This is a genomic window from Streptomyces sp. enrichment culture (assembly GCF_964272855.1).
GTDB lineage: Bacteria > Actinomycetota > Actinomycetes > Streptomycetales > Streptomycetaceae > Streptomyces.
On the sequence record NZ_OZ186847.1, the window covers coordinates 7,528,594 to 7,543,432 of the forward strand.

General features: G+C 73.1%; 15 protein-coding genes. 7 read left to right on the plus strand and 8 right to left on the minus strand.

Features of this window, described 5'->3' with window-relative positions:
- Positions 1 to 2 precede the first annotated feature (2 nt).
- From ACSU6L_RS33560 to ACSU6L_RS33580, 5 genes are read left to right on the plus strand one after another with little or no spacing between them, the layout of a single operon-like run.
- Positions 3 to 1,061: an ABC transporter substrate-binding protein gene (locus tag ACSU6L_RS33560; protein WP_437062976.1), complete on the plus strand. Its 1,059-nt coding sequence runs from the start codon at positions 3 to 5 to the stop codon at positions 1,059 to 1,061.
- Positions 1,058 to 1,924: an ABC transporter permease gene (locus ACSU6L_RS33565; protein WP_437062978.1), complete on the plus strand. Its 867-nt coding sequence runs from the start codon at positions 1,058 to 1,060 to the stop codon at positions 1,922 to 1,924. The genes ACSU6L_RS33560 and ACSU6L_RS33565 overlap by 4 nt, the downstream gene beginning before the upstream one ends.
- Positions 1,900 to 2,670, plus strand: coding sequence for an ABC transporter ATP-binding protein (locus ACSU6L_RS33570; protein ID WP_437062980.1), 771 nt, complete (start codon positions 1,900 to 1,902; stop codon positions 2,668 to 2,670). The genes ACSU6L_RS33565 and ACSU6L_RS33570 overlap by 25 nt, the downstream gene beginning before the upstream one ends.
- The gene (locus ACSU6L_RS33575; RefSeq protein ID WP_437062982.1) at positions 2,667 to 4,016 is read left to right on the plus strand and encodes an LLM class flavin-dependent oxidoreductase; all 1,350 of its coding nucleotides are present in this window, start codon (positions 2,667 to 2,669) and stop codon (positions 4,014 to 4,016) included. Before ACSU6L_RS33570 ends, ACSU6L_RS33575 begins: the two co-directional genes overlap by 4 nt.
- Positions 4,013 to 5,269, plus strand: coding sequence for a vanadium-dependent haloperoxidase (locus tag ACSU6L_RS33580; RefSeq protein WP_437062984.1), 1,257 nt, complete (start codon positions 4,013 to 4,015; stop codon positions 5,267 to 5,269). The genes ACSU6L_RS33575 and ACSU6L_RS33580 overlap by 4 nt, the downstream gene beginning before the upstream one ends.
- An 81-nt stretch (positions 5,270 to 5,350) precedes the next feature.
- On the opposite strand, the gene ACSU6L_RS33585 is transcribed toward ACSU6L_RS33580, so the two are convergent.
- The 6 genes from ACSU6L_RS33585 to ACSU6L_RS33610 are packed head-to-tail and all read right to left on the minus strand — an operon-like array spanning position 5,351 to position 12,127.
- Positions 5,351 to 8,083 carry a fumarate reductase/succinate dehydrogenase flavoprotein subunit gene (locus ACSU6L_RS33585; RefSeq protein ID WP_437062986.1) on the minus strand — a complete coding sequence of 911 codons (2,733 nt, stop codon included), beginning with the start codon at positions 8,081 to 8,083 and terminating at the stop codon, positions 5,351 to 5,353.
- A gap of 23 nt (positions 8,084 to 8,106) precedes the next feature.
- Positions 8,107 to 8,874, minus strand: coding sequence for an ABC transporter ATP-binding protein (locus tag ACSU6L_RS33590; RefSeq protein WP_437062988.1), 768 nt, complete (start codon positions 8,872 to 8,874; stop codon positions 8,107 to 8,109).
- Positions 8,858 to 9,721: an ABC transporter permease gene (locus ACSU6L_RS33595; RefSeq protein ID WP_437062990.1), complete on the minus strand. Its 864-nt coding sequence runs from the start codon at positions 9,719 to 9,721 to the stop codon at positions 8,858 to 8,860. Before ACSU6L_RS33595 ends, ACSU6L_RS33590 begins: the two co-directional genes overlap by 17 nt.
- Positions 9,718 to 11,061, minus strand: coding sequence for an ABC transporter substrate-binding protein (locus ACSU6L_RS33600; RefSeq protein ID WP_437062992.1), 1,344 nt, complete (start codon positions 11,059 to 11,061; stop codon positions 9,718 to 9,720). The genes ACSU6L_RS33595 and ACSU6L_RS33600 overlap by 4 nt, the downstream gene beginning before the upstream one ends.
- 15 nt (positions 11,062 to 11,076) lie before the next feature.
- On the minus strand, positions 11,077 to 11,304 hold the full coding sequence (locus ACSU6L_RS33605) for a 4Fe-4S dicluster domain-containing protein (protein WP_003992261.1): 228 nt from the start codon (positions 11,302 to 11,304) through the stop codon (positions 11,077 to 11,079).
- Between the two features lie 37 nt (positions 11,305 to 11,341).
- Positions 11,342 to 12,127: a GntR family transcriptional regulator gene (locus ACSU6L_RS33610; RefSeq protein WP_073945078.1), complete on the minus strand. Its 786-nt coding sequence runs from the start codon at positions 12,125 to 12,127 to the stop codon at positions 11,342 to 11,344.
- Positions 12,128 to 12,338: 211 nt separating this feature from the next.
- Here ACSU6L_RS33610 and ACSU6L_RS33615 point away from each other — a divergent pair, with 211 nt between their 5' ends.
- Together ACSU6L_RS33615 and ACSU6L_RS33620 are read left to right on the plus strand one after the other, a co-directional pair.
- On the plus strand, positions 12,339 to 12,872 hold the full coding sequence (locus ACSU6L_RS33615) for a DUF2269 family protein (RefSeq protein WP_437062995.1): 534 nt from the start codon (positions 12,339 to 12,341) through the stop codon (positions 12,870 to 12,872).
- 134 nt (positions 12,873 to 13,006) lie between these two features.
- Positions 13,007 to 13,201, plus strand: a complete 195-nt coding sequence (locus tag ACSU6L_RS33620) for a hypothetical protein (protein ID WP_437062997.1) — start codon at positions 13,007 to 13,009, stop codon at positions 13,199 to 13,201.
- A gap of 141 nt (positions 13,202 to 13,342) precedes the next feature.
- Here the strand turns inward: ACSU6L_RS33620 and ACSU6L_RS33625 are convergent, their stop codons facing one another.
- Together ACSU6L_RS33625 and ACSU6L_RS33630 are read right to left on the minus strand one after the other, a co-directional pair.
- Positions 13,343 to 13,516, minus strand: a complete 174-nt coding sequence (locus ACSU6L_RS33625; RefSeq protein ID WP_437062999.1) for a hypothetical protein — start codon at positions 13,514 to 13,516, stop codon at positions 13,343 to 13,345.
- Positions 13,517 to 13,896: 380 nt separating this feature from the next.
- The gene (locus ACSU6L_RS33630; RefSeq protein ID WP_437063001.1) at positions 13,897 to 14,373 is read right to left on the minus strand and encodes a prepilin peptidase; all 477 of its coding nucleotides are present in this window, start codon (positions 14,371 to 14,373) and stop codon (positions 13,897 to 13,899) included.
- Between the last annotated feature and the right edge of the window lie 466 nt (positions 14,374 to 14,839).

Here is a 14,839-nt window from a genome sequence, read left to right on the forward strand (position 1 = left end):
GCATGCCCAGAAGCAGGTTCGCGGCCCTGGGTGCCGCGCTGTCCCTCGGCCTCCTTCTCTCCTCGTGCGCCCAGAACGACGAATCCACCTCGGTCGGGAAAGACGTCTCCGCCAAGGAGATTCCGGCCGAGGTGTCGCCGGGCACCTCCCTCACCGTGGGATCGCCCGAACTGAAGGTCGCGCTGGAACTCTCCGGGCAGATCGACGAACTGCCCTTCAAGGTCGAATGGGCCAACATCAGCGGCGGCCCCAAGTGCTCCGAGGCGTTCCGGGCCGGTGCCCTCGACGTCTGCTCGGCCGCGGACATCCCGGCGATCAACGCCCACTGGACGGGTCTCGACACCAAGCTGGTGGCGGCGAAGTTCCACAAGGAGCCTCTGCAGCACCCCATCTACGAGCTGGGCATCGCCCCCGGCGCCGGCATCCGGACCCTCGCCGACCTGCGCGGCAAGAAGATCGCCTACAGCCCGGGTCAGGCGCAGGGCGCCCTCGTGCTGCGGATCCTGCAGAAGGCCGGGCTGACCCGCGACGACGTGGAACTGGTCGAACTGGCCAGCATCGACGACGTCTACCCCACCGCGCTCGGCGAACGCCAGGTGCACGCCGCACCCATCGGCGGGGTCAATATCAAGCGCTATCTCACGAAATACGGAAAGGACGGCGCCACCACCGTCCAGCACGGATTGCGCGACGATCCCGAGCATCTGTGGGCGCTCACGGATTCCGTGAGCGATCCCCAGAAGTCCGCCGCCATCCGTGAACTCGTCGAATTCTGGGCGCGGGCCCGCGTCTGGATCGACGAACACCCGGAGGAATGGATCGAGGGCTATTACGTCAAGGACCAGGGGCTGAGCCACGAGGACGGCGAATACCTCGTCGAGCGGTCCGGCTTCTCGGACATTCCCGCGGACTGGTCCGACGCGATCGAACGCCAGCAGCAGACCATCGACCTGCTCGCGAAGGAACAGGACCGTCCGCGCTTCGAGGCGGACATCCTGTTCGACCGCCGCTACGAATCGGTGGCCGCGAAAGCCATAGCCGACGAAGGGAAGGCGTCATGAGTGCCACCGTCCTCGACCAGCAGACCCCACCGACGACGAAGCGGGCCGTCCCCGCCGCCCTGAGGCGCCCGGCGCGCCGCCGCACCCGCGGGCGGCTCGCCCCCGGCCGCCCCGTGCCGTACGGCTGGGCGCTCGGCCCGCTGCTGCTGCTCGCCCTGTGGGCGGCGGGTTCCGCGGCCGGTCTCTTCGACGCCCGCAGCCTGCCCGCCCCGTGGACCACCGCCGCCACCGCGGGCGACCTCATCGCCGACGGCCGGCTCCAGTCCCATCTCGCCACCTCCGCCCAACGCGCCGTGCTCGGCCTGCTGTTCGGCATCGCCGCCGGACTGCTCCTCGCGCTCGTCTCCGGACTCAGCCGGATCGGCGAGGCCGTCATCGACGGCCCGGTGCAGATCAAGCGGGCGATCCCCTCGCTCGCCCTGATCCCGCTGCTGATCCTCTGGTTCGGCATCGGCGAGACGATGAAGGTCGTCACCATCGCGCTCGGCGTGTTCGTCCCGATCTACATCCACACCCACAACGGGCTGCGCACCATCGACAGCCGCTATGTCGAACTCGCCGAGACCGTACGGCTGGGCAGGCTCGGCTTCGTCCGCCACGTCGTCCTGCCCGGCGCCCTCCCCGGCTTCCTGCTCGGGATGCGCTTCGCGGTGACCGCCGCCTGGCTCTCGCTCGTCGTCGTCGAACAGGTCAACGCGACCAGCGGCATCGGCTACATGATGGAGCTCGCACGGACGTACGGACAGACCGACGTCATCCTCGTCGGCCTCGTCGTGTACGGCCTCCTCGGGCTCCTCTCCGACGGCCTGGTGCGACTCGTGGAGAGGAGGACCCTGTCATGGCGACGCACCCTGGCGGCCTGACCGCGACACAGGACCGCACGACCGGGCGGACCACCGTCCGGATCGAGAACCTGGTGCGCTCCTTCGGCGAGCGCACCATCCTGGACGGGCTCGACCTGACCATCGGCGACGGCGAGTTCGTGGCCCTGCTCGGGCGCAGCGGCTCCGGCAAGAGCACCCTGCTGCGGGCGCTGGCCGGGCTCGACGAGGACGTGGCGGGGAGCGGCGTGCTCGCCGCCCCCGACCACCTCTCCGTCGTCTTCCAGGACGCCCGGCTGCTGCCCTGGAAACGCGTCCTCGACAACGTCGTACTCGGCCTGAGCGGACCGGACGCCGAACAGCGCGGCCGGGCCGCACTCGCCGAAGTCGGCCTGGAGGGGCGCGAACGGGCCTGGCCCGTCGAACTGTCCGGCGGGGAGCAGCAGCGCGTCTCGCTCGCCCGCTCCCTGGTCCGCGAACCGCGCCTGCTGCTCGCCGACGAACCGTTCGGAGCGCTCGACGCGCTCACCCGCATCCGCATGCACGCCCTGCTGCGCCACCTGTGCGAACGGCACCGGCCCGCCGTCCTGCTGGTCACCCACGACGTCGACGAGGCGATCGCGCTCGCCGACCGGGTCGTCGTACTGGACCAGGGCCGGATCGCCGCCGACCTTCCCGTGGAACTCCCGGCACCCCGCCGCCACGGCAGCCCCGCCTACGCGGACCTGCGGGACCGCCTGCTCGGCCGGCTGGGAGTGGACCTCGCGGAGGAGGACGGCCCGGCATGACCGAGCGACGGCAACTGCACCTGAACCTCTTCGTCTACCCGGGCGGCCACCACGAGGCCGCCTGGCGCCACCACGGCACCGACCCCGACCGGCTCCTGGACATCGGCTTCTACCAGGAACTGGCCCGCACCGCCGAGCGCGCCACGTTCGACGCCGTGTTCTTCGCGGACGGCCCGTCCCAGGCCGACAACGTCCGCTACGCCAGCCGTTTCCGGCTGGAGCCGTTCACCTGGCTGTCCGCCATCGCCGCGGCCACCGAGCGGATCGGCCTGATCGCCACCGCCTCCACCACCTACACCGAGCCGTACAACCTGGCCCGGCTCTTCGCCTCCCTGGACCATCTCAGCCGGGGCCGGGCGGGCTGGAACATCGTCACCACCGGCGCACCCCAGGCGGCCGGGAACTTCGGCCTCGACGCACACCCCGCGCACGCCGAACGCTACGACCGCGCCTACGAGTTCGTAGACGTCGTCACCCGGCTGTGGGACAGCTGGGAGGACGAGGCGCTGATCGCCGACCAGAAGTCGGGCCTGTTCGCCGACACCGACCGGATCCACCCGATCGACCACGAGGGCCGCCACTTCAAGGTGAGCGGCCCGCTCAACACCCCGCGCACCCCGCAGGGCCGCCCCGTCTACGTCCAGGCCGGCTCCTCCGAGGACGGACGCGCCTTCGCCGCCCGCCACGCCGAGGCCGTGTTCACCGCGCACCAGACACTCCGCAGCGGGCAGGAGTTCTACGCCGACCTCAAGACGCGCGCCGCGGCGCTCGGCCGGGACCCGGACCGGCTGCTCGTGCTGCCGGGCATCAGCCCCTTCATCGGCTCCACGGAGGCGGAGGCACGCGCCCTGCACGAGGAGTTCGACGAACTGACCCAGCCCGAGTACTCGCTCGAACTGCTGCACCGCCTCCTCGGCGTCAGGCTGACCGCCGACCGGCTCGACGGCCCGGTGCCGCGCGAACTCGTCGAGACCGGCGGCGAACGCGGCAACGGCAGCCGCTTCCAGCTGGTCCTCGACATCATCCACCGCGAGCAGCCCACCGTCCGCCAACTGCTCCACCGCCTCGCCGGCGCCCGCGGCCACCGCGTCGTCGCGGGCACCCCCGAGCAGATCGCCGACCAGCTCCAGGAGTGGTTCGAACACGGTGCGGCAGACGGCTTCAACGTCATGCCGCCCTGGCTGCCCGGCGGCTTCGACCTCTTCGCCGAGCACGTGGTGCCGATCCTGCGGCGGCGCGGACTGTTCCGCACGGAGTACCGCGGCACCACCCTGCGCGACCACTACGGACTGCCGCGCCCCACCGGCCGTCGCCTCGCACTCACCTCACCGAAGGAGCACGCATGAGCGCGTTCAGAACCCGCCCGGCCCTCGCCGCCCTGGGCGCGGCGGCCCTGCTGACGGTGTCCGCCGCCGTCCCGCAGGCCGCCGTGGCCGCACCGGCCGCCCGTACGGCCTCCGCCACCGCGCTCACCTGGTACGACGTCACGGCCGACACGCTCGCCGCCGCCGGGGCGCCCACACAGGTCACCAACAGCCGCACCTGGGCCGTCGGCTGGCTCGCGGCGGCCCGCGCCACCCGGGCGGTGCCCGCGGGTGTGGCGCGCGGCCCCTACCAGGAGGCTGCGCTCGCCTCGGCCGTCCACCGCACCCTGGTGGCGCTGGCCCCCGGCCGCACCGAACAGCTCGACGCGAAGCTGAAGGAGACCCTGGACGCCATCCCCGACGGTCGGGCGGAGGACCGCGGAATCGCGGCGGGGCAGCGCCAGGCCGATCTCCTGCTCGCCGAGCGGGCGGACGACGGCCTCGACCCCGCCTCCGTCAACGCGCCGTACACCGTGCGACCCGCCGCCCCCGGTGTCTGGCAGCCGACGCCGCCCGCCTACGCCCCGGCGGCCCAGTACGGCAACCGGCTCGCGAAGCCGTTCGCGCTCACGGCCCCGAGCCAGTTCCGGCTCGGACCGCCGCCCGCACCGGACTCGGCGCGCTACGCCGCCGACCTCGCGGAGGTACGGGCGTACGGCGCCGCGGACAGCACCCGGCGCAGCGCCCGCCAGACGGAGACCGCCACCTTCTGGCTCGGCTCCTCCTACACCCTGTACACCGAGCCGCTGCGCGTGGCGCTCTCCCGCACCGACCAGGGGACCGCCGGGCAGGCCCGGCTGGTCGCGCTCTTCCACGTCGCCCTGGTGGACACACAGATCGCCACCTCCGACAGCAAGTACGCCCACGAGCGGTGGCGTCCCGTCACCGCGATCCGCACCGGCGCCATCGACCCCGACCCGGCGTGGACGCCGCTGCACACCACCCCGGCCCACCCGGACTACCCGAGCGGCCACAACACCTACTCGGGCGCCGCGGAGGCCGTGCTGAGCGCGCTCGTCGGACCGCGCACCGAGCCCTTCCAGCTGACCAGCCCCACCGCGCCCGGCGCGATCCGGACGTACACCGCCTGGAAGCAGCTCTCGGACGAGAACGTGGACGCCCGGATCTTCTCCGGCATCCACACCCGCTCGGCCGACGAGGCCGGCATCACCCTCGGCAAGAACGTGGCCCGGTACGTCCTCGGTGACGCGGGACGACTCCTGTCCGCCCGCTGAGGTCCCCGCCCGCCAGGTCGCGGACGCCCGCCCGGCCCCCTAGCGGGCCGGGCGGGCGTCCGCGACCTGGCGGGACCGGGTTCACAGGGCCTTCGCCGCGTAGGCGCGGACGTCGGCGTCCGAGTCCGTCGTGGCGCCGGCCAGGGCCGACCGGACCTCCTCGGTGGAGCGATGCCGGGTCAGGGACCGGACGGCGGCCTTGCGTACGTCCGCGTTCGGGTCGGCGAGGGCCTTGGCGAGGGCGGGGACGGCCAGGTCGGGGTCCGCGACGCCGAGGGCGGTGGCCGCTCCGGCCCGTACCTGCCAGGCCGGGTCGGCCAGGGCCGCCTCGGCGCGTGCGGCGAGCGGCGCGGGGCAGCCGGCGGTGCCCAGCGCCTCGTACGCCGCCGCTCGCACCAGCGCGTCCGGATCGTCGAGGAGCCCGGCGAGCGCGGCCCGCGCCACGTCGGGTCCACCCGCGGCGACCGTGGCGAGCCCCTTGGCGATCGTGACGCGGACCTCGCGGGACGGGTCGGCCGTCGCCGCCCGGGCCAGTTCCGCGGCGGCGTCGACGGACACCAGCGCCCGCACCGCCTCGGTCCGCACGGTGATGTCGGCGTCCGGCAGGCAGCGGGCGAACAGCCCGGCGTCCCCGAGCCGCAGGGCGCGCAGGACGTCCAGCGCCGCGGCGCGCACGACGGGGTCGGCCTCGGACAGGGCGGTGGTGAGGGCGTCGCGCAACGCCGGTTCCGCAGGCAGGGTCTCCACCAGTTCCCGCAGCGAGGCCGCCGCGGCGCCGCGCACGCCGGCGTCGGTGTCGGTGAGCGCCGCGGCCAGCGCGGGACCGGTGCCCGCCGACACGGTCTCCGTCAGGACGGTGACGGCCGTGCGGCGGACGGCGGGATCAGGATCGGCCAAGTAGCCTGCCAGCGACTCGAGTTCCGGCTCCTCCTCGGCGAGGGCGAGCAGCTCCAGCAGGCGCGGGGTGGCCGGGGTGTCCGCGTCCGCCGCCGACGCCACGGTGGCCGTGGGCACGGCGGACTCCTGCCCCATCGCGACCGGCGCGACCTCCCTGGCCCCCGCCGTCGCCACCTGCTCCGGGTGGACCTCGCCGAGCTGCCGCCAAGGACCGCCGACCGGCGCGTACTCGTCCACCGGCACCAGATACGGCGCCACGGGGCGCGCCGTGAACTCCATCGCACCCGACGGCGACTTGCGCAGATCGAGGTGGTGGAACCAGGACGCGTCGTCGCGGTGCGGATGGTCCAGGCGGTCGTGGTAGAGACCCCAGCGGGACTCCGTACGGGCCAGGGACGCCCGCGCCGCCATCTCCGCGCAGTCCCGGATGAAGGAGACCTCGGCGCACCGCATCAGCTCGTGCGGGGTGCGCGCGCCCATCTCCGCGATGTCGCCCCGCATCCGCTCGAACGCCTCCAGCGCCAGCGACAGCCGGGCGCCGGACTTCGGCGGAGCCACGTAGTCGTTCACGAAGCGCCGCAGCTTGTACTCCACCTGCGGCTGCGGCGGGCCGTCGGGGTTGCGCAGCGGCCGGTAGATCAGCTCGTGCGCCTCGCGCAGCTGGTCGGCGGGCAGCTCCCCGTCGTACGCCGAGTACCGGGCGGCGTCCGCGCCCGCCAGGTCGCCGAAGACGAACGCGCCGATCATGTAGTTGTGCGGCACGCAGGCCAGGTCACCGGCCGCGTACAGGCGGGGCACGGTCGTCCGGGCGTGGTCGTCCACCCGTACGCCCGAGGCCGAATGGCCGCCGCACAGCCCGATCTCGGAGATGTGCATCTCCACGTCGTGGGTGCGGTAGTCGTGGCCGCGGCCCGCGTGGAAGGTGCCCCGCGTCGGCCGCTCCGTGGAGTGCAGGATCGACTCCAGGGCCGCCACCGACTCCTCCGGCAGATGGCTCAGCTTCAGGTACACCGGACCCCGGTCGCTCGCCACCTCCGCCGCGAACTCCGCCATCATCTGGCCCGACCAGTAGTCGGAGTCGACGAAGCGCTCGCCGTGCCGGTTCACCTGGTAGCCGCCGAACGGGTTGGCGACGTAGGCGCAGGCGGGACCGTTGTAGTCCTTGATCAGCGGGTTGATCTGGAAGCACTCGATGCCGGTCAGCTCGGCGCCCGCGTGGTACGCCATCGCGTAGCCGTCGCCTGCGTTGGTCGGGTTCTCGTACGTGCCGTACAGATAGCCGGAGGCGGGCAGACCGAGGCGTCCGCACGCGCCGGTCGCGAGGATGACCGCGCCCGCGCGGACGGTCACGAAGGCGCCCGTACGGGTGTGGAAGCCCACCGCGCCGACCGCGCGCCCCTGTGCCGTCAGCACCCGCACCGGCATGACCCGGTTCTCGATCCGGATCCGCTCCCGCATCTCGCGCCGCCGCAGCTGCCGGTACAGGACCTTCTTGACGTCCTTGCCCTCCGGCATCGGCAGCACGTAGGAGCCGGAGCGGTGCACCTGCCGGACCGCGTACTCGCCGTGCTCGTCCTTCTCGAACTTCACGCCGTACGACTCCAGCCGCCGCACCATGTCGAAGCCGCGGACGGCGGTCTGCCGGACGGTCGACTGGTCGACGATGCCGTCGTTGGCGCGGGTGATCTCGGCGACGTAGTCGTCGGGCTCGGCCCGGCCGGGGACGACGGCGTTGTTGACGCCGTCCATGCCCATGGCGAGCGCGCCGGAGTGCCGCACGTGCGCCTTCTCCAGCAGCAGCACGTCCGCGCCGCGCTCGGCGGCGGTCAGCGCCGCCATGGTGCCGGCGGTGCCGCCCCCGATGACGAGGACGTCACAGGAGAGCTCTTCGGCGTCGGTGAGGGCGGGAATTGCCACCAAAGGGTCCACCACAGGGCCTTTCAGGTACCGAGGGACGTGAGGACTTCGCGCCGCAGCGCCACGCGCGCCGGGTCGTCGTGGGCCGTACGGTCGCGGGGGCTCGGCACCTCGCGTACGGCGGTCAGCCGGCCGTCGCCGAGCAGCGCGACGCGGTCGCCGAGGAACAGGGCCTCGTCCACGTCGTGGGTGACGAAGACGACGGTCGCGCCCGTGCCGTGCAGCACCTCCACCAGCAGGTCCTGCATCCCGGCCCGGGTCTGCGCGTCCAGCGCGCCGAACGGCTCGTCCATCAGCACGGCGCGCGGCGCCCCGGCCAGGGCCCGGGCCAGCTGGGCGCGCTGCCGCTGCCCGCCGGAGACCCGGTGCGGCAACTGCCGGGCCTGCGCGGCCAGTCCGACACGGCCCAGCCAGGCCTCGGCCTGGGCTCGGCGCTCGGCGCGCGGCACCCCCTGGATGGCGAGCGGCAGTTCGACGTTGCCGCGCAGCGTCCGCCATGGCAGCAGCGCGTCCTCCTGGAACACCAGGGCCCGGTCGGCGGCCGGGCCCGTCAGCGGCCGCGTGTCCTGCGCGACCTCACCGGCGAGCGGGGCCAGCAGCCCCGCCAGCGTGCGCAGCAGCGTCGACTTGCCGCAGCCCGAGGCGCCGACGACGGTGAGGATCTCGCCGGAGGCCACATCGAGGTCCACCGAGTGCAGCGCGGGCGCCCCCGGGCGGCCGAGGGTGGCGTCGCGCAGGGCCAGCCGGGCGCCGGTGCGGGACGGTGAACGGACGTCAGACGAGCTGGTCATGGGGCACGTCCTTCCGGGGCCGCGGGCCGGCCGGGGCGGGGGTGGCGGCGCCGCGCACGCGCCGCGGGGCACGGCCGCCGGGGACGTACGAGGTGCGCGGCAGCCAGCGGGTCAGCCGGCGGCCCAGCAGCTCCACGGCGGTGGAGGTGAGCCAGCCGAGCACGCCGATCGTGACCATCCCGACGAACACGCCCGGGTAGTCGACGACCGTGTAGTCCTGCCAGGTGCGGTAGCCGACCCCGTACTGGCCGGAGATCATCTCGGCGGAGATCACACAGATCCACGACACTCCGATGCCGACCGACAGGCCGCCGAACACGCCGGGCAGCGCGCCCGGCAGGACGACCGAGCCGAGGATCCGCCACCGGCCGCCGCCCATGGTGCGCACCGCCTCCTCCCACACCGGGGCCAGCGCGCGCACCGCGTGCCGGGTGGAGACCAGGACCGGGAAGAACGCGGCGGTGAAGGTGATGAAGACGATGCCCTGCTCGTTGGAGGGGAACAGCAGGATCGCCACCGGGACCAGCGCGATCGCCGGGATCGGACGGACGACCTCCAGCAGCGGTCCCAGCAGGTCCTCGGCGAGCCGGGAGCGGGCCACGAGCACGCCCCCGGCCACGCCCAGCACGGCGGCCAGCAGGAAGCCGCTGAGGATCCGGGTCAGGCTGTCCGTGAGGTCGGTCCAGTAGTCGGGCCCGGCCAGCCGGCCGGCGAAGGCGCGGGCCACGTCGGTGACCGTCGGGAACTGCGAGAAGCGCAGCCACAGATCGACGTCCCGGCTGGTCAGCAGCTGCCACAGGCCCAGCGCGACCGCGAGGGACGCGACCCGCAGCGCGTACCGGGTCACGACGCCCGCTCCAGCGCCTCGGCGTATGAGACGACACGTGCCCCCTCGTGACCGCCGACGTACGCCCGCGCGGTGTCCGGCGCGACGAACGGCAGCAGCTGGTCGCCGTCGGCCACCCACACCGCCTTGTCGGCGAACCACTGGGTGCCCGTGGTGGCGTCGGGGACGTAGGCCGCGCGGACGCTGTCCGGGTGCCGGGCGACGTGCGCCAGCAGTCCGGCGGGCGTGCCGAACGTCCGCGTCGTGTCCTCGCCCTCGCTCCACACCTCGCTCCGCGCGGGCGCGGGCGGGGCGGCGAGCCGCTTCGCGTAGTCCGCGCCGAGCGCCTTGCGGACGTACCGGTCGTCGACGAACGCGTTCACGTCCACGTCACCCGTCAGCTTCGCGGACTTCAGGATCGACACGTCCTCCTTCAGCGCGGCCACCAGCCGCGGCTTGACCGCCGGATCGAAGGTGGCGATGCCGTGGGCGCCGTTGTACAGGTAGACCACCTCGGCGGGCAGGCCCGTGGCCTTCGCGACCTGCTCGGCGGCGGTCACGGGATGGTCGTTCAGATAGTCCGTGGCCTGCGCCTGGGCCTTCAGGAAGGCCTCCAGCACGGCCGGGCGCCGCTCGGCGAAGTCCTCGCGGGCGGTGACCCCGTGGAAGGTGGGCAGGTTCAGCCGCGCACCGTCGTACAGCGCCTTCGCCTTGCCCTGGTGGACGAGCAGGCCAGGCCAGGCGACGAACTGCGACAGCGCGTCCGCGCTGCCCGCGGCGAGGGCCGAAGCGCCGACAGCGGGCTGCTGGTTGAGCTTCTCGATGTCCTCGCCGGCGTCGAGGCCGGCGCGTTGCAGGGCGCGCACCAGGGTGCCGTCGGCGGCGGAGCCGACGCTGGTCGAGACCTTCCTGCCCTTCAGGTCCTTCAGGGAGTCGAGGGACGAACCGGGTGCGGTGACCACGGTGTTGAGGCCGCCGCGCAGGTTGTAGCCGGTGACCGAGACCAGATGGGTCGGCTTGCCGAGCTGCCTGCCGCGGGCCGCGTTGAGCAGCAGCGGGAAGTCGCCCATCGAGCCGATGTCGATCTTCCCGGCGGTCATCTGCGCGGTGATGGGGGCGCCGGTGGCGTAGTCCTGCCAGACGACCTTGTAGGTGACGCCGTCGTCGAGCGCGTTCAGCTGCTTCTCGAAGTAGCCGAGCGAGCGGAGCAGGGTGCCCGCGGTGACCGTGTTGATCGTCTTGGACTGGTAGCCGACGGTGACGGTCACCGTGGAACCGTCGCCGGCCTGGGCGTCACCGCCGCAGGCGGTCAGGGGAAGCAGGAGGGCGAGCGCCGATACGGCGACTGCGGTGCGTTTCATGCTGGTTCGGGCCTTTCACCGGAGCAGATAGGGCATGTTGACCGTGACGGCTCCGGTGGGACACCGGGCCGCGCACGGGCCGCAGTACCAGCACTCGTCCACGTGCATGTACGCCTTGCCGTTGCGCTCGTCGATGGCGAGGGAGTCCAGCGGGCACATGTCCACGCAGAGGGTGCAGCCGTCGATGCACTTCGACTCGTCGATGGTCACGGGCACGTCGGCCCGCTGGGGCGCCAAAGGCATGGCTGTCTCCAGGAAGGTTGCGCTATGGGGAGATGGGTCAGAGGGAGCGGCGCAGCAGGCCGCTCATCGTGATGCGGTCGCCGCGGAAACGGATGAACTCCAGGTCGACGGGCCGGCCGTCGGCGAGATGGGTGAGGCGCTCCAGCATCAGCACGGCCGCCCCACGCGGCGCCTGGAGCACAGCGGCGGAGTGGGCGTCCGCGTTGACCGCCTCCAGAGTGATCTCGGCGTGCCCGAGGGGCTGCCCGGTGAGGCTTTCCAGCAGGCGGAAGACATCCGTGTTCTCCAGGTCGCAGCCGAGCAGCGAGGCGCCGATGTCCAGCGGGACGTAGGTGAGGTCCAGGGACAGGGGCAGCCCGTTCAGCCGACGCAGCCGTTCGATGTAGAGGACGTCGGCGCCTGCCGGGACGCGCAGCCGTTCGGCGACCGGGGCGGGGGCGGGCGCCGGGCCCACGGTACGGACCTCGTTGGTGACGCGGCCGTGTTCGTGCAGCGTCTCCGCGAGCCCCATCAGCCGGTCCAGCCCGTGCGGGTACTTCTCGGCGACGACCACCGTGCCCACGCCGGGCAGGCGCTCCACCAGGCCCTCCGCGCGCAGCAGGTCGAGGGCCTGGCGGACGGTGTTGCGGGAGGCCCGGTAGTCGGCGGCGAGGGTCGACTCGTGGGGGAGGGTGCCGGCCGGGAAGCCCCCGGTGAGGAGCTGGCGGCGCAGGAGGTCGGCGAGCTGACGGGCCTGGTCCGCGCGCAGCCGGCGCCGCGTGCGGTGAGCGGCGACGGTGGGCGCGCCCTGGCCGACGTGGTCGCGGATGCGGTCGGTGGGCATGGGGTGGACCCTAGCCGGGGGTGGCGCACAGTGGTGTTGCCGAAGTATTGCGCCACCTGACGCCCCCACAGGCGCCGCGCTGACCTGCGGTTTCACCCGTCGCGCGGGAAGATCTGCCAGCCCTCGCGGTGGCGTGTACGCCCAGCCGAGTACCCGCGGTTGTTCCCGCCGTCAGACGCGTTCGCCGCCGCGGCCGGGCAGCGTGGTGGGCGTGAAACTCAGCCGACCCGCACGCCGGGCCTTCCTCGTCGTCCATGTGGCCGCCTCCGCCTGCTGGCTCGGGCTCACGCTCGGGCTGCTCGCCCTCGGGACCACCGCGGCCGGCACCGGTTCCGCGGCGGCCGTGGAGGCCTCCGTACGGGCCATGAAGCTCTTCGCCGACTGGCTGCTGCTGCCGGCCGCGTTCCTCACCCTGCTCAGCGGGCTGGTGCTGGCGCTGGGCACCGCGTGGGGGCTCGCGCGGCACCGGTGGGTGTACACCAAGTTCTGGCTCACGCTCGCCACGACCACCGCCACGGCGTTCGCCCTGCGGCCGGGGGTGAACGAGGCGGTCGCCGCGGTCGCCGCGGGACGACCGCTGCCGGACGCCGGCGATGTGCTGTTCGGCCCGGTCGTCTCGCTGTCCGCCTACGTCTTCATGACGGCGGTCTCGGTTCTCAAGCCGTGGGGGCCGACCCGGCGGGGCCGGGCGGCGCGGGCCGCCCGCCCGGCCGGAGCGGCCCCGAGGTCCCGGCAGGCCGCCTGATCCGGGGCCTGGCCCGGGGCCTGATCCGGGCTGGCGGGCGCCGGCTCGGTCGGGCGGCATCGGCCCGTTCGGGCGGGGAGCGGTCCCGGCCCGAACGGACGGAACCGGTCGGCGGTCCCGGCGGCCGGATCGCCTTGGTCGCCAAGGCCGGTGACCTGGAGCTCGGTAGTTACGCGGTGCCGGTCGGCGTCATCGGCGGGGAGGTCCGTGTATCGGATCGGGACCGGGAGCGATTGGTCGCGCTGCTGGGTGCCTCGTTCGTCGCCGCGTCGAGCGGCGTTCTGACGCTGGTGACCGGTGACGACGGCCCGGTGCACCATGGACCGTAGGGAGGCAGGGGTTGGTGCCGATCGAGCACGGCGAACTCATCCTCGAGCCGAATGACGCGTGTGGCCGGTCGGCGACGTACGGGCCCGGGTTTCCGCTGCCGTCGCCCGCGTAGTTGAGCGTCCCGGTCACGAGCGCCGCAGTCAGAGGGCGCTGTAGGCGATCGAGGCCGCCACGAACCGGCTTCGTTCGGCCGCAGCCATTAGCTGACGCTGAAGTTCCTGTTCGCCACCGCTGAGCGGCAGCCCGAGATCATCGGACACGTACAAGACGACGCATCCCACCTTGTTCGCGAGGTAGTTCCAGCGCGGTGGCACGTCGCCCGGCAGCGTGAGCAGGGTTCGTCTTCATCTGGCATGTGGACTTCGATCGTTCGGGCGTCCTGGTGCAGGGTCATCCGCCAGCCGTGCGCTTCGCGGATGCGCATGGGGTGCCCGGCCCTGACCAGGGGGAGGCCGGCGGCGAGGAGTAGGGCCAGCAGCTTGGGCGTACCAGGCCATTTTGTCCTGCGGCATGCCAGCAGACCATGCCCTGGTCTTCGCTTCGGTGGTGCTCATGCAGGTGCCTCATCTGGTCGCCGTCGGGTGGCCCCCGTCGGGTTAACGATCGGCTGTCCTGCTGGCTACGGGACCGGTGCGGAGGCGCCGACCCGAGGCAGGGGCACGAGCCGGGTGGCGTTCCGGCCGTCGCCAGAGGGCTACGACACGCAGACCGACACCCCGAGCGCACCAATGATCATGTAGGGGCCGAAGGCGATGCGACCGTGGGTGCGCCCCTGGAGCAGGTTCACTACGGCGCCGAGGGCGAACATCGCGAAGGTGCCGAGGAACACGGTGGTCCAGTTGTGCCAGCCGAGCAGGGCCCCGAGGGTGGGGGCGAGTTTCACGTCGCCGAGTCCGATGCCGCCGAAGGTCATGAGGGCGAACGCGGAGCCGAGTGCGGCCGCGGCGGCAAGGGAACGGGCGAAGCTGCCGTGTTCTCCGGCCGCTGCTGCGGCTGCCAGCAGGGTGATCGTCCCGGCGAAGGCGGGAACGGTGAGGACGTTGGGCAGCCGGTGCACCTTTGCGTCGATCAGGATGAGCGCGGTGCCGCAGGCGGCGACCCAGTAGTGCGCGGCGGCCAGCCAGCCCGTCAGACCGGTGGCGGCGACGAGGGCGAAGGCGAGCGCGGTCATGGCCTCGGGGAGGCCGCGGGCCGGGGACCAAGGCGTGCGGCATGAGGCGCAGCGGCCTCGGGGTGGTGCGAGGAGCTGGATGGCCGCTTGGGCTGGGTGCCACACGAGGGGCAGGAGTGCCGGAGCGGTACGCCAGCGGGCACGGTCCTGGTGAACAGCAGCGGGCGGGTGGCGGTGCCGGCCAGGGCGCCGGCGAGAAGGGCGACGGTCGTGGTCAGCACGGTCATCACGGCGGCTCCCGGTGTCGTTCTGCCCCGGCATATGTCGGGATCTTGGAGCCTATGCGAGTCGTCCCCACGGTTCGTTGGGGTATCGGTGACCAGGTCGAAAGCAACGACCAGGTGACGGCGCGGGCTAGGGCCCTGATCGCGGTGGATGCGCCGGGCCGTCGCTCCTACCGTTCAGATTCAGAGGCGCGGTCACCGAACCGCGGAGGGGCGAATGTCACACGGCGGCTGCTGACCGC